At 40.5% G+C, this 14,314-nt stretch carries 10 protein-coding genes and 2 pseudogenes; 5 read left to right on the top strand and 7 right to left on the bottom strand.

Features of this window, described 5'->3' with window-relative positions; genetic code table 11:
• From PLEUR7319_RS42515 to PLEUR7319_RS0104050, 4 genes are all read left to right on the top strand, one after another.
• On the top strand, positions 1-432 hold a 432-nt coding region (locus PLEUR7319_RS42515), incomplete at its 5' end, for a transposase (protein WP_237743511.1).
• Positions 433-536: 104 nt separating this feature from the next.
• Positions 537-998 (top strand): zinc ribbon domain-containing protein, encoded by a 462-nt coding sequence (locus PLEUR7319_RS42510; protein WP_051044389.1) that lies wholly within the window; start codon positions 537-539, stop codon positions 996-998.
• Between the two features lie 207 nt (positions 999-1,205).
• Positions 1,206-2,678, top strand: coding sequence for an aldehyde dehydrogenase family protein (locus PLEUR7319_RS0104055; RefSeq protein ID WP_019503923.1), 1,473 nt, complete (start codon positions 1,206-1,208; stop codon positions 2,676-2,678).
• Positions 2,679-2,940: 262 nt separating this feature from the next.
• Positions 2,941-8,697: an AAA family ATPase gene (locus tag PLEUR7319_RS0104050; RefSeq protein ID WP_019503922.1), complete on the top strand. Its 5,757-nt coding sequence runs from the start codon at positions 2,941-2,943 to the stop codon at positions 8,695-8,697.
• Between the two features lie 79 nt (positions 8,698-8,776).
• Here PLEUR7319_RS0104050 and PLEUR7319_RS0104045 read toward each other — a convergent pair whose 3' ends face one another.
• The 5 genes and pseudogenes from PLEUR7319_RS0104045 to PLEUR7319_RS0104025 all read right to left on the bottom strand — a co-directional run bounded on the left by PLEUR7319_RS0104045 (position 8,777) and on the right by PLEUR7319_RS0104025 (position 12,544).
• Positions 8,777-10,945 (bottom strand): AAA family ATPase, encoded by a 2,169-nt coding sequence (locus PLEUR7319_RS0104045; protein ID WP_019503921.1) that lies wholly within the window; start codon positions 10,943-10,945, stop codon positions 8,777-8,779.
• 76 nt (positions 10,946-11,021) lie between these two features.
• On the bottom strand, positions 11,022-11,561 hold the full coding sequence (locus tag PLEUR7319_RS0104040; protein ID WP_019503920.1) for a hypothetical protein: 540 nt from the start codon (positions 11,559-11,561) through the stop codon (positions 11,022-11,024).
• A gap of 36 nt (positions 11,562-11,597) precedes the next feature.
• Positions 11,598-11,840: pseudogene (locus tag PLEUR7319_RS34210) on the bottom strand (YbjN domain-containing protein); the annotation flags it as partial.
• A 34-nt stretch (positions 11,841-11,874) separates the two neighbouring features.
• A complete protein-coding gene (locus tag PLEUR7319_RS0104030; RefSeq protein ID WP_019503918.1) occupies positions 11,875-12,222 on the bottom strand; it encodes a DUF5615 family PIN-like protein in 348 nt (115 codons plus the stop codon).
• A 1-nt stretch (position 12,223) separates the two neighbouring features.
• Complete coding sequence (locus tag PLEUR7319_RS0104025; RefSeq protein WP_026102291.1) at positions 12,224-12,544, bottom strand: DUF433 domain-containing protein; 321 nt, start codon at positions 12,542-12,544, stop codon at positions 12,224-12,226.
• Positions 12,545-12,670: 126 nt separating this feature from the next.
• On the opposite strand from PLEUR7319_RS0104025, the pseudogene PLEUR7319_RS43370 reads away from it, so the two are divergent.
• Positions 12,671-12,787: pseudogene (locus PLEUR7319_RS43370) on the top strand (type II toxin-antitoxin system YoeB family toxin); the annotation flags it as partial.
• Positions 12,788-12,829: 42 nt separating this feature from the next.
• On the opposite strand, the gene PLEUR7319_RS0104015 reads toward PLEUR7319_RS43370, so the two are convergent.
• Positions 12,830-13,123, bottom strand: a complete 294-nt coding sequence (locus tag PLEUR7319_RS0104015) for an addiction module antidote protein (RefSeq protein WP_019503915.1) — start codon at positions 13,121-13,123, stop codon at positions 12,830-12,832.
• A 20-nt stretch (positions 13,124-13,143) separates the two neighbouring features.
• On the bottom strand, positions 13,144-14,274 hold the full coding sequence (locus PLEUR7319_RS39930) for a YbjN domain-containing protein (RefSeq protein ID WP_019503914.1): 1,131 nt from the start codon (positions 14,272-14,274) through the stop codon (positions 13,144-13,146).
• Positions 14,275-14,314 lie beyond the last annotated feature (40 nt).

Raw genomic sequence — 14,314 nt, 5'->3', positions numbered from 1 at the left:
AGAGGACAAGCAAAATCTTGGTGTACTCCAACTACGTTAACCATTGTTTATAAGCCAAGCAAAAAACAGTGGTTTGCCAGTTTTACTTGTAATGTTTCAGTTGAACAAGCAAAGTTTGGTTCTTTGTCAGATTTGAAATATGAGTCAATAGTTGCTTTTGATTTGGGTACTGCTACTGCTATTACTTGCTTTGATGGTAAAAAGTTTGAGGAAGTATCTAATCCTCGTTTTACGAAAAATACAGAGAAGAAAGTCAAGCAAGAATCAAAAAAACTCAGAAGAAAACGCGCACCAAATAGAAAGAAAAGCATAAAAGCTTCAAATCGTTGGAAAAAAGCACGAAGACAAGTATCAAAATTACAGCGCAAAGTGGCAAATCAGCGTGCCCGATTGGCAGCACAAAATTACCTCAGACATAGCAAGTCGTCATGACATCGGGGTAACTGAAAAGCTAAATACCAAAGGCTTAACACGCAAAGCAAGACAAGGTAGCAAACGTAAGAAGCGCGAAAGTGCGGTCTTGGGGGTTTCCCCCCATGAGCAACTTTCGTAAGAAGCAGAAAGCAGGACTTAATAAGTCTATACTTTCTGTTGGCTTTGGCACTCTTAACCAAATGATTGCTTACAAAATTGAAGCCAAAGGCGGTTTGCTACTTCGATTAAACACGAGAAGAGTCAAACCTAGTCAAAGATGCCCTAAATGCGGGACGGTACATAAAGACTGGGCTAACTTGTCTAATCGCTATCATATTTGTGATAGCTGTAATTTTGAAATTGAACGTGATCGAGGTTCTGTACTTGTCATGTATAACGTTGCTACAAACCAGCAACAGGGGTGTGGGACGCATCTCTCAGACAGTGGATGTCTAAGCTCTACTTCCTTGACTAGTAAGCGTAAGCATACTGGCTCGATGAAGCAACTTGGGCAGATGAAACGTCAAAAATCACAACGCAATTCCAAGGTTCATGGGAAACCCCATCGCCTTGCGTTGGGGTAGTTCATCTCGAACTCTTGGGGAACAAGAATAATCTGAGAATTTCCATATATAGCGGTTCTCGTATTAATGAGATACATCTTGGTGGAGTCAGGGGATAGGGAATAGGGAATAGGGAATAGGGGTTTTCAGGTTTTTGACTAAGTTTATATTTTTACCTCACTTATTTGAGAACCGCTATATTGCTCGATAAAAATTTAGGAGACTATGATGGTCATTGCTACAGGCTTAAAGCAACAGGTTCAAATCGGTTCTACTCAATTGTTGATTAATAATAAATGGGTAGAAAGTGTTTCTGGAAAACGGTTTGAAACTATTAATCCAGCAACAGGAGAAGTAATCTGCGATCTAGCCGAAGCAGAGGCTCGCGATGTTGATCGCGCAGTAGAGGCAGCTCGCAAAGCTTTTACTACTGGAGATTGGAGACAAATGTCTGCCACTCGTCGCGGTGAATTGCTCTATAAACTAGCTGACTTAATAGAGCAGAATCAAGAAGAATTGGCACGAATCGAGACATTGGATAATGGCAAGCCTCTAAATGAATCGCTGAACGTAGATTTACCCCTAGTTGTTTCTATCTATCGCTATTACGCTGGCTGGGCAGATAAGATTCAAGGTAAGACAATCCCCGTTAACGGTTCTTACTTTTGCTACACGCGACACGAACCAGTAGGGGTAGTGGGAATGATTATTCCCTGGAACTTTCCGCTGGTGTTACAGGCTGTCAAGATGGCACCAGCCTTAGCTACAGGTAACACTCTGATTCTAAAACCTGCCGAACAGACTCCATTATCTGCACTGCGTATAGGGGAGCTAATTCTCGAAGCTGGTTTTCCTCCTGGAGTGGTTAATATCCTCCCTGGTTATGGTCCGACTGTCGGTGGAGCGATCGCAAACCATCTGGATATTGACAAAGTCACGTTTACAGGGTCGGTTGAGGTAGGACGACAGATTTTGTCAGCAGCAGCTAATAGCAATTTGAAGCGCGTTACATATCATCTCAGCGGGAAGAGTCCTAATATTGTCTTTGCGGATGCCGATCTCGAACAGGCAATTGAGGGAGCGCACCTCGCGCTTTTTTTTAATCAGGGACAAGTTTGTACGGCAGGATCGCGTCTCTTTGTAGAGGAAAAGTGTTACGACGAGTTTGTAGCCAAAAGTGTTGCCAGAGCCAAACAGCGTAGGGTCGGCGATCCCTTCGATCCTAAGACCGAGCAAGGACCACAAATAGATAAGACTCAGTTTGATAAGATTAGGCATTACATAAGGTCGGGAGTTGATGGAGGAGCCAAACTCTTATGCGGTGGCGAGCGAGTGGGCGATCGCGGTTATTTTATTCAGCCAACCGTCTTTGCCGATGTCCAAAATCAGATGGAAATTGCCCAAGAAGAGATTTTTGGTCCAGTAATGAGCATTATCAAGTTTCGAGACCTTGATGATGTAATCAAGCAAGCCAATGCTACACCTTATGGACTAGCCTCGGCAGTTTGGACTAAGGACATCGCCAAAATGCACGCAATCGCTAGTGGAATTCGCGCTGGAACTGTTTGGGTAAATTGCTACGGTGTTCTCGATCCTGCTGCTCCAGCAGGAGGGTTCAAGCAGTCTGGAGTAGGGCGTGAATTGGGTGAATATGGCTTGCAACAATACACCGAGATCAAAACGGTAACTGTAAAATTATAGAACTGTAAGCTACAGTGTCTCGGTCTTTTGACCAACGGTCACAGCAGCGCAAAAGTGTGGTCTTGGGGGTCTCCCCCCTTCGGGTTCAACAGTTTGCTTATGCCGGGGAACCCGTCCACCGCAACTGTCTCACCATGAGCAACTTTTGTAAGAAGGCTCCGTCGTTTTATTTATCCTCGAATGGGGACGGCGGAGTAATCTGTGACTCATCGATCGTAGTTGGCAGTGAAAATAATTCAAGCGGTATTTCAGAAATGAAACTATGAACATTCTCACTGGCTATCGAATTATTGCCAAAATCTACGAAAGTGCTAATTCACTGGTCTATCGAGCTATTCGCGATCGGGATGATCAACCTCTTATCCTCAAGATTCTTAAAAAGGACTATCCCGATCCGGCAGAACTTACCAGATACAAGCAGGAATACGAACTAACTCGATCCCTAAATGTGGATGGTGCGATCGAGACTTACGGTTTGCAAAGATATCAAAACAGCTTAGTCATGCTCTTAGAAGATTTTGGTGGGGAATCTTTAAAAATTTGGATGACAAGAGGTAAGTTTACACTAGAAGAATTTTTAATCGTTTCGCTGAAAATTGTTAAATGTTTGGGTGATATTCACCAGGCTAAAGTAATTCACAAAGATATTAACCCCTCCAACATCGTTTATAACCCAGAAACCAAGCAACTTAAAATTATTGATTTTGGCATTGCTACTGTTTTATCCCAGGAAAATCCCAGGATTTACAATCCTAACCAGCTTGAAGGAACTTTAGCTTATATTTCGCCAGAGCAAACTGGCAGAATGAACCGAAAACTAGACTATCGAACTGATTTTTATTCTCTAGGTGTTACCCTCTACGAACTGCTCGCCGATCAACTTCCCTTTCAGACCAAAAATCCTCTGGAATTGCTCCATTGTCATATCGCTCAAAAACCTGTATCGCCCCATCTTTTAACAGAGAAAGAAAAGAAACAATATTATCCAAAAGCCGTTTCCGAAATCGTTATGAAGCTGGTGGCAAAAACGCCAGAGGAGAGATATCAAAGCATACGGGGAATACAAGCCGATCTTAAAACCTGTCTGCAACATTTACAGGCAAGCGAGCGAATTCCCGAAATAACCGTAGCACAACAAGATATTTCGGATCGATTTCAAATTCCACAAAAACTCTATGGTCGAGAAGTAGAAGTAAATCGACTGTTGACTACTTGCGAGCGAGTCAGTCAAGGCAAGACAGAGATGTTACTCGTGGCTGGTTATTCCGGCATCGGTAAGTCGGTGTTAGTGAATGAAGTTTACAAGCAGATCGCACAACAGCGAGGATATTTCATCTCTGGTAAGTTTGACCAGTTTAAACGAGATATTCCTTATTCCGCCCTGATTCAATCATTTCAAGAATTAATCCGACAGTTGCTGACGGAAAATGAAACAGTATTACAAGCTTGGAAACCAAGGCTTTTAGAGGCTCTGGGCAATAATGGTCGAGTCATCTCAGATGTAATTCCCGAACTAGAACTAATTATCGGTAAACAGCCATCAGTACCAGAAATGGGTTCTAGTAAGTCTCAAAATCGGTTTAACTTGGTTTTTCAAAGATTCGTTGGCGTTTTTACTAAAAAAGAACACCCTCTAGTCATCTTTTTAGATGATTTACAATGGGCAGATTTATCCTCTTTAAAGACGATTGAGCTATTGATAAGCGATACCAACAGCCAATATTTATTAATAATTGGATCGTATCGAGATAACGAAGTTGATGCAACCCATCCTTTAATGAAAACTTTGGATCGAATTCAACAGCTTGAGGATCGAGTAAATACCATCATTCTTCAGCCTATGGCGAGAAATTGTGTCAACCAATTAATTGCCGACACTCTTAACTGTTCGATAGAGAGAGCGAAGCCATTAGCAAAACTAATATTTCAAAAAACCCAAGGAAATCCCTTTTTCTTGACTCAGTTACTTCAATCTTTATATCAACAAAATTTGTTGTCATTTGACTATAATAGCGATCGCTGGCAATGGAATCTCGAGGGAATTCAAGCGATCGCCATAACCGATAATGTGGTTGAGTTAACAATCGGTAAGATTAAACAGATGGATGAGAGGACGCAAAATGTCTTAAAGTTAGCTGCCTGTATTGGTAATCGATTCGATTTGGAAATTATCTCTCTGGTCAAGGAAAAATCTCCGTCAGATACAGCTAGCGATCTCTGGCTAGCACTTCAAGAAGGTTGGATCGAGCCTCTGAGCGACGATTACAAAATTCCCCTACTTTGGCAGCAGAACGAAAAGTCTGTCGCTGGTTCAGAACTGCCGGGCATCATCCCTAATTATCCATCTTCCATACCATTTAAATTCGTACACGACCGATTTCAGCAAGCTGCCTATGCCCTAATTCCAGAAAACCAGAAACAAGCAATTCACTTCAAAGTAGGTCAACTATTGCAGTCGAAGAGCAAACAAGATAAGTCGAGGGATAATATCTTTGAAGTTGTCAATCAACTAAACATTGGGACAGAGTTAATCACCGAGCGATCGCAAAAAGATAAGCTGGCTCAATTAAATTTAATTGCTGGGAAAAAAGCGAAGAAGGCAACGGCTTATGAAGCTGCCCTTAAATATTTAGAGGTTGGTCTCACACTCCTGTCATCAGATAGCTGGGAAAGTCAGTACGATCTAACGCTGGCTCTCCATGTAGAAATGATAGAAGTGCAATACATAAACACCCAGTTCGAGCGAGCCGAACAGCTTTCTACTATTGTTCTACAGCAAGCTAGAACTCTTATAGATAAAGTCAAAGTGTTGGAACTTAAGATTCATTTTTATATGGCTAAAATTCAATTCCAATTAGCCATAGATGTTGCGCTTCTGGTTCTGGCTCAGCTTGGGGTAATATTACCTCAGAATCCAAGCAGACAGAGAATTAACGAAGAACAAAAATCGCTAGAATTGCTTTTGAAAGAGCGACAAATTGAAGATTTATTCGATCTGCCAGAAATGACTGATCTCAACAAGCTTGCAGCGATAAGAATCTTACTAATTGTTACTCCTGCTGCGATTATTACTAATTGTCGGCTGTATTCTCTGGTGACATTAGTCGCAGTCAAACTCTGTATTAAATATGGAAATTCTCCTCAAGCGTCTGGCGTGTATATTTTTTACGGTAATTTTTTGTGCGGAATCGCCAGAGATATTGATTCGGGATATAAGTTTGGTCAACTCTCGTTGAAGCTGTTGGAAAAATTTAAGAGCCGAAAATTCAAATGTTTGGTACTTCACTACAGCAATGGATTTATTCGGCATTGGCAAGAGCCGATGAGAAATATTATCAACAGCATTGAGGAAGGTATTTATTTGGGACTAGACAACGGAGATCTAGAATACGTTGCTTATAGTGCTTCAGCTTATTGTCTGTTTTTTATGTTTACAGGACATAATCTGAAAAAAGTAAATCAAAAATATCAAGAGTATCTTAATTTTGTAGGTAAATTAAAACAAGAATATACTTTGTCTTACATGAAAAACTGTAGGGGAATCGCTTTCAATTTACAGAGAGAAAATGCTGAAACCCCTAGAATTGTTGCAGGTAATTCTTGTGAAGAAGAAGAAAGCTTAATTAAAAAATGGACATCAAAAAAAGCTACTTGGTTGCTATTTAGCCTTTATATGTCAAAGACAATCCTGCACTATTTTTTTAAAGAATATCAGTTAGCGGTGGATAGTGGGATCGAAGCTGAGAAAAATTCAGAGAGTTCTGCTGCATATGTTGTTTCGGTGCAGCATAATTTTTACTATTCTCTGGCTCTGATTGCCTGCTGCAGTAACTCAAAGGTTGTCAAACTGCAACAAAAAGTTCTAAAGCAAGTAGCTTCAAATCAGAAAATTATGAAAAAGTGGGCTGACAATTGCCCCGAAAACTTTCAAAATAAATACGATTTAGTAGCAGCAGAAAAGGCGCGGGTATTAGGACAAAACTGGCAAGCTCAAGGACTTTACGAACGGGCAATTAAAGGGGCTAAAGAATCTGAATTTATCCAAGAAGAAGCCATAGCTTACGAACGAGCAGCAGAATTTTACCTTTCTTTGGGTAGAGAAGAAATAGGACAACTTTACCTGAAAAATGCTCATCATTGTTACAGCCGTTGGGGCGCGAAGGCTAAAGTTAGAGCTTTGTCAGTAGAATATCCTGGCTTGTTTGCTCAACAAAAGCCGCAAACCACTGAAATAGACCCGATCGAATCTACTGCTAATACAAAAACAGAAATGCTGGATTTAACAAGTGTCATTAAAGCCTCGCAAACTTTGGCTAGCGAAATTAAGCTGGAAAAATTATTGGCTAAGCTGATGAAAACTGTAATTGAAAATGCAGGGGCGGAACGAGGCTTGCTGATCTTAAAACAAGAAAATAGGTGGTTAGTTAAAGCTGAAGGAAAAGCAGATTCTAATGAGGTCAATACATTGCGATCGCTTCCTATCGATTCAGTAGAGGATGAAAAGCAAATACCTATCTTACCAGTGGCGATCGTTAATTATGTTGTCCGTACCCGAGAAAATATAGTTCTCAATAATGCTGTTGAAGCAGAACAGTTTATCCGCGATCCTTATATTGTTGCTACCGAACCCAAATCAATTCTTTGTATTCCCCTGTTAGATCGAGGCAAACTAAACGGCATTTTATATTTGGAAAACAATTTAACTACAGATGCCTTTACTAGCGATCGCGTAGAAGTCCTCAAAATTCTCTCCGCTCAAGCTGCTATCTCGATTGAAAATGCTCGTCTCTACGGACAATTGGAAGATTACAACCGCAATCTAGAGCTTAGAGTCGATGAGCGCACCCAAGAACTATCCCATACTTTGGAAATCCTTCAAGCTACCCAAGCAGAACTGATGTTTGAAAATGAATTACTTAGAAATGCAGATCATCCTTCTAACTTTGATTACCAAGTTGGGGGCAGCTTGCCGATGGATGCACCCACTTATGTAGTACGTTTGGCAGATCGTCATCTATATCAGGCATTGAAGAAGGGAGAGTTTTGTTATGTTCTTAATCCCCGTCAGATGGGCAAGTCAAGTTTGATGGTGCGGATGATACATCATTTGCACCACGAGGGATATAGCTGTGGCGCGATCGATCTCACTCGCATCGGTAGTGAGAATGTTACTCCCGAACAATGGTATAAAGGATTAGCTGTAGAACTATGGCGTAGTTATGGCTTACTTAGAAAAGTCAATCTAAAAACTTGGTGGAAAGAACAGGGCGAACTTTCTCCAGTGCAAAGACTGAGCCAGTTTATCGAAGAAATTCTACTGGTTGAAGTAGTCAGCCAAGATAATATCGCTCAAAATATAGTTATTTTTATTGATGAAATCGATAGCCTCTTGGGCTTAAATTTTCCCGTCAATGACTTTTTCGCGCTGATTCGCTCTTGTTATAATCAACGTAGTATCAATCCAGAATATCGACGTTTGACTTTTGTTTTTTTGGGAGTCGCCACCCCTAACGATCTAATTACTGACTACCAGAGAACCCCTTTTAACATTGGTCAGGCAATTCAACTAGAAGGCTTTAAAGAGCATGAAGCACAGCCTCTACTTCAGGGATTGACCGAAAAAGTAGAGAATCCCCAAACAGTTTTAAAAGAAGTGCTAGCCTGGACTAATGGTCAACCTTTTTTGACTCAAAAGCTTTGCCGACTGATCCGCAATGCTTCATCACCTATTCCTACAAATAGAGAAGCTGAATGGATTGCTAACTTAGTACAAACTAAAATAATTGAGAATTGGGAATCTCAAGATGAACCAGAACATTTAAGAACTATTCGCGATCGCCTTTTCAAAAGTCAACAATCCGAGCGACTATTAGAACTTTACCGAGAAGTATTGCATCAAGGAAAAGTTGCTTCTACCGATAGCCCGCAGGAAAAGAAATTACTTTTATCTGGTCTATTGGTCAAGCAAAAAGGAATTTTGAAGGTTCAGAACCGTATTTATAGAACGATCTTTATTTGAGCGCGGTTCGTACATCCTTGAAACGGAACTTTCAGCATACAAATGAACTAAAAAGATAATTACGCTTGAGAAATTTTTGTCATGATACAATCAAGAGTTCAAACTCTCCATTAGCAACCACCCGACCCATTTTTTGATACTCTCTACGGGTTGCCCAAAGCAAGTGCTTCATGGCGATCGCAGCACCGTCATCAGCAGCTAAAAAGGCTGCTGCTAAAGCGATATTGCGGATATTACCCCCAGCAATTTCAAACCTTTGCGCCATTAGGTCTAAATTTAAATCGGGGCTAATGGGGGTATCTGCGGGTAAGATTTTCGACCAGATACGACAGCGATCTTTAACGCTAGGAAAAGGAAATTCTAGACTGAAGTGCATTCTGCGGATAAAAGCATCGTCCAGATTACCCCGCAGATTAGTCGCAAGGATAACCATACCCCGATACTCTTCCATACGCTGTAGTAAATAGCTTACTTCGATATTGGCATAGCGATCATGGGAGTCGCGCACTTCGCTGCGTTTACCAAACAGGGAATCAGCTTCATCAAAAAATAAAATGGCATTGCTAGTTTGGGCTTCATCAAAGATCCGCGAGAGGTTTTTTTCGGTTTCGCCAATATATTTACTAACGATGCTAGAAAGGTCGATTTTATAAAGTTCTAAACCTAATTCTCCTGCAATAATATCGGCAGCCATAGTTTTACCCGTCCCAGGTAAACCAGCAAAGAAAACGTTGATTCCTTTACCCATCGCTAGCTTGCGGTCAAAGCCCCAATCTTCATAAACCAGCGATCGATATTTAAGGGTATTACAGATTTCCCGCAGGATTTGTATTTGGTCGGCGGGAAGGATAATATCTGACCATTGATAGTGAGGTCTAACTTTCTTTGCCAGCTTACTCAGTTTGCGGTTGGACTGTAGGCGACAAGCCTCATAAAGTTGACTCATAGTTAACCGTTTCGTTTCTGGTTCTTGCCAAAGGGCGAGATTGCGGGCGGTAGCTGCTGCATCTTCTATTTGTCCGCCGCTGAAGCGGAATTTACTAGCTAATTCTTGGAGTTCGGTAGTAGAATTGTCGGGCTTCGTTCCGTTTAAGTTCTGTTCCCATAGTTGTATTCGTTCTCTGGTAGTAGGATAAGGAAATTCTATCCGTAAGAAACTTGTATTTTGTAAAGCATCTGCTGGTTCCCAGACTTCGTTTCCTGAAAGAAAAGTGAGGGTATGATGTTCTGAATATTGACGCAACCATAGACTTAACCAGGGCTGTTTTTCTTCTGCCCACAGGCGATCGCATTCCTGCCAATAGATAGCTGCTTGCTGTAAGATTCCTTCACGGTGAATAAGATCGATCGCTATCTTAAACTCTGTCAGGTCAAGATTAAATAACCGTTCTCCTTCAATTACCAATAAACCCATACCTAACTTATAACAAATGGCTTCGGCTGTAGATTGTTTGCCGACACCATAAGCACCTTGGAAGTAAAAGATCGAGTTATTAATTACTTTTTTATTTTCTGTTAGTTGTATGAAACGTTGTTTGATGTCTGTGGGTAATAGTAAATCTTCTAACTCGACTGAGGGGGTTCGATATTGTGTATAGACTGAAATGCGCGAATCAATTTCGTTATTGTTTAGTAAATAGTTGACAAGGCGATCGCCTAGATTAAAATGTCTACTCAGTAAAGGCAATGAATCATCTTCTATATCTATTAGATGATATTTTAATAACGGTGCGCTGGCAGTAAAGCGTTGTCGAACTTCTAGTTTAGTTTCTAGATCGGGACAGAGTAAGTTTAAGACCAAGTCCACACTAGGTCGTTTTTTCGTCACATCCCCTTGCAGATAACCATAAGCACTTTGATAGCGTAAGTCCAATTCTGGGGCTAAACAAATTAGCAGAATATCAATAGCTGTAGGAGTAAGCTGAAATTTACGACCGAGAGAATCTAGACGCAATTCAATACCTTTTTTGCTGCTTGCTGTTTTTTTCTGAGCAATATCGGCAGATATTTTGTCTAATGCATTCTGAATTTCTTTGCTAGATAGTGGTGTTGACCCAGCAGCCCAATGAGGTACGCCAAGAGGTTTTTCTAGTAATCGCTTGAGTTCTGGTTCGGAAATATACAGCCCTTGAAAGGCTGGATCGCTTGACTGGATGGTTTGCAGTCGTTGGAGTTGGACTTGAATTAACAGATCGATGCGTTCTAGTTCTGCTAATAGATGTTGTAAAGAAGTCTTGTAATATTTCATTATTTATACGCTCTAGAAAGGCGATCGCTTTTTTTCAGAAATTAGCAAGATAATAAATAGATTTTCTTTGCTTGCATTATTTCGAGAATAATTCAATAGCGATAGAACCCTTGTTATCTTGATAAAGTGTTTTAACATCGTTCATCAAAAAGCGGACAGTTTCTCCTTGCTCTAGGTGAAAATCTCCTTTCTTTCCACTCGCTGATAAACATCCTTCTTTGTTCAGAATCACTAATGCCCCCAAAGCAGCACCAGGACAAGGCGCATTTGGGTTCTTATTAAAGTTTTGATCGCCGTCTGCTGAAAGCTCCCCTTTAGCAGATGTAGGAATATTAGTAGCAGTATTCTCTTCAGGAATTGCTATCCATCTACCGTTGGCTTTGAATTCTACAATCACCCTTTCATTTTTTTGATTAGTGTAAGATATACCTTCCCTAGAATCGGCAGGAACTGTAATAGTTGTAGTGTCTATCGATTTAGAATTAGAAGTTTCTTCAGGCTGCAAAAACTTTACGACCCCTCCTGTACCTAATATAGCTGCAATTACAGCAGCAATTCCTGTGAGGATACCTGGTAATGTAATCCAAAAATTGCTTGATTGTTGCTCGTTAGTCATGATTTTTTTTCAATTCATTGTTTGTTTAGAATTTCCTCAACTTTCAACTTCTTTAATGGCATCTTCTGGGGACACTTCACTGTAGATGACAGATATAATTGCTGGATGGTATTTATCCATCGTCATCACGTTGGTATAAACTACTTGTTTAATTAGTTCGTGGGTGAGTTTGTCATTTCCCACATCAATGCTGGTTTTATAACGAATTTCCCCATCGCTGAAGTCGAGTTCAAAGTTGCCCAAAATTATGCCGTAGTTAGCTCTGGTGATGAATTCTGAGAGTTCCTGATGTAGTTAGTCTTTGAAGATCGCACTACAAAGGTAAGTATTGAATCTGATTTGTTAATTCTTCAGGATAGGCAGCTTTGGCAAGAATTTCTAGATCGCAAATACAATCACCAACGGAAATTCTTAGTTTATGGGCAGAAACAACACCAGAAAAGTTTATTTTTTCTTGTTGACGACGGGTTGCTTCTACTAGAAAATCATCATCTTGAGAAAATAACACCCGATCAAGTTCTGTCGCTCGGTCAAGTATAATCGGATCTGGAAAGCTAGTACGTCCATCTTCTTGTACTGTCAGGACATCCACATTCCGAATTCGCAATCCATTTGTAATCCCTCGGTGAACGTTCTCATCCAGGTAAAAAGCAATACTCATTTCATTTGATGAGTCCTTCTTGACGCAGTCTTTTGGCTAAAGTTGATTCTCCAGCATCTTGGCGTAATTTTTCGCTATACTCGAAGCGTCGTTTCACATCTGCATCAATTTCCTCTTTATATTCCCAGTAATAAGCTAAAGCTGAATAAATTTGGCTCATACTCAGATGAGGATACTGAAAATGTAATTCTTCTGGACTCCAACCATAAGCTTGGACAGAAGTAACTAATTCCACGACTTTCATAGATGTTCCTTTGATGAACGGAACTTGGCGATCGTCAAGTAGAATATGTTTATATTCAGTAGTTGTTGCTGAGTTCACGATCTTTGCCTATTAGATATATTCAGTTGATTTGATGCGTTACACTATATTAACGTCATTTTTGATTTACTTATCTTTATCAAGTCGAATCGATTAGGGGTAGCATTGTTCTTTCTACAATCTTACTTAAAGTATCTGGAGGTCGATATCTAGTCGCAGAGAATCGATTTAGAATATCGGCTTGTGTATCGGGTGGGAAATACCCAAATTGATTTTCTCGCTTGTCGTTATCATTACGAATAAGATGTTTGTTCATAATCTTTTAATTTACGCGTGCGATCTCCATTAATTATTTGCTTCCACTGCCAATTTAAATCCCAAGTTACTGAGAATACTACGAACGCTATTTAGTTGAGGATTGCCTTTGTCGGAAAGGGTTTTGTATAAACTCTCGCGATTGCGATTAGTAGCTCGTGCTAGTTCGCTCATGGTGCTGTTAGCTTCAATCACGTCTCGCAGTGCTAGTAAAAAAACTTCTAGGTTTTCGTCTTTTAAAGCTGCATTGAGATATTCTCTTGCTTCAATTGGATCGCTCAAAGCTTTTAGTAAATCGTCTTTATAATTTCTAGTTCTAGTCATTGCCTTGCCTCATACTTTTTTTATCCTTCAACTTGTTTTATGGCATCTTCTGGGGACACATCACTATAAATTACAGACATAATTCCCAGTTGGTATTTGTCCATCGTCATCACGTTGGTGTAAACTACTTGTTTAATTAGTTCGTGAGTAAGTTTGTCACTCCCAACATCAATACTGGTTTTATAACGAATTTCTCCGTCGGTAAAGTCGAGTTCAAAATTACCCAAAATTATGCCGTAGTTAGCTCTAGCAACAAATTCTGCGATCGCCTGTCGTTTATTCTCTGGAGCGTTGACAGGGCAAAGGGAGTAAAAGATAAATTGTTGCTGTTTGTCTCTGGCTCTAGCGTAGCAAGTCCATTTACCGCTATCGCCTTGGAATGCCATTTGTACAACAGGTTCTTGTGGGATGGGGACGAAAAACCAATTTTCTTGTTGGAAGAAATCGACCATTTCCCGATAGATTTGTCCTTCCTGGGGGATGGATTTAGAACGGGTTTCTATTTCTTGAGCGATCGCATTCATATCGATATCGGCTATTTGGGTGACAAGATTATTGATGCCCTCAAGCATTTGGTCAGCAGCTTTTTGGGTTCTGGCAGATAGGTTAATTTCTGCCCAGTCGGTAAAGAAGTTAACTATTGCTTGGGAGATTTCTTCGGTGGAAGTGGAGGCTTGGGCGATCGCCGTAGGGCTAACATAAGACCAAAGGGTACGATAGCCGATTTCCCCTGAGTCTTGTTGTTGGGTAACTGATAAAGCCAGCCAACTTTCTGTAGATAGTAAGAGGTGTTCGGGTTGTTGTTGGTTTAAGTTGAGGAGGTAGGTTGTTGCTTCATCATTATTGGTGGCGTGTTCTTGCAGTTGGGGGAGTAAGTCGGGTTTGAGAGTGGTTTCGATTTTGATGTCGGGTTGGGGGAGGAATTTTTGAGCGGAAGAGTTGCGGGCTTCTGGTTTGAGATTGAATAAGGCTTCTTTATCGATGCGTTTGTAGAGTTTGGGATCTACTTGGAAGGTAAGGCGACATTCGACGATTGTGTCGTCTTTTTTGGTTAAACATAAGACCAATTCGTGAATAGTGAGGGGAGATTTAAATGAGTCATTTAGTATTAGTTCGCCCTTTAAGAGATGACTTTTAGTTTGTGCTGTCATATAATTTTCCTACTTAAATGGAATTTATCGTCAAATGATC

It is taken from the genome of Pleurocapsa sp. PCC 7319, from assembly GCF_000332195.1.
GTDB lineage: Bacteria > Cyanobacteriota > Cyanobacteriia > Cyanobacteriales > Xenococcaceae > Waterburya.
Note: the sequence above shows the minus strand (reverse complement) of the source record. Positions and strands in the feature narration are given on the sequence as shown.

What these genes read in the sequence shown, in the direction of transcription:
- PLEUR7319_RS42510 (WP_051044389.1), top strand. Translation starts at nt 537, where the DNA reads ATGAGCAACTTTCGTAAGAAGCAGAAAGCAGGACTTAATAAGTCTATA.
- PLEUR7319_RS0104055 (WP_019503923.1), top strand. Translation starts at nt 1,206, where the DNA reads ATGGTCATTGCTACAGGCTTAAAGCAACAGGTTCAAATCGGTTCTACT.
- PLEUR7319_RS0104050 (WP_019503922.1), top strand. Translation starts at nt 2,941, where the DNA reads ATGAACATTCTCACTGGCTATCGAATTATTGCCAAAATCTACGAAAGT.
- PLEUR7319_RS0104045 (WP_019503921.1), bottom strand. Translation starts at nt 10,945, where the DNA reads ATGAAATATTACAAGACTTCTTTACAACATCTATTAGCAGAACTAGAA.
- PLEUR7319_RS0104040 (WP_019503920.1), bottom strand. Translation starts at nt 11,561, where the DNA reads ATGACTAACGAGCAACAATCAAGCAATTTTTGGATTACATTACCAGGT.
- PLEUR7319_RS0104030 (WP_019503918.1), bottom strand. Translation starts at nt 12,222, where the DNA reads ATGAGTATTGCTTTTTACCTGGATGAGAACGTTCACCGAGGGATTACA.
- PLEUR7319_RS0104015 (WP_019503915.1), bottom strand. Translation starts at nt 13,123, where the DNA reads ATGACTAGAACTAGAAATTATAAAGACGATTTACTAAAAGCTTTGAGC.
- PLEUR7319_RS39930 (WP_019503914.1), bottom strand. Translation starts at nt 14,274, where the DNA reads ATGACAGCACAAACTAAAAGTCATCTCTTAAAGGGCGAACTAATACTA.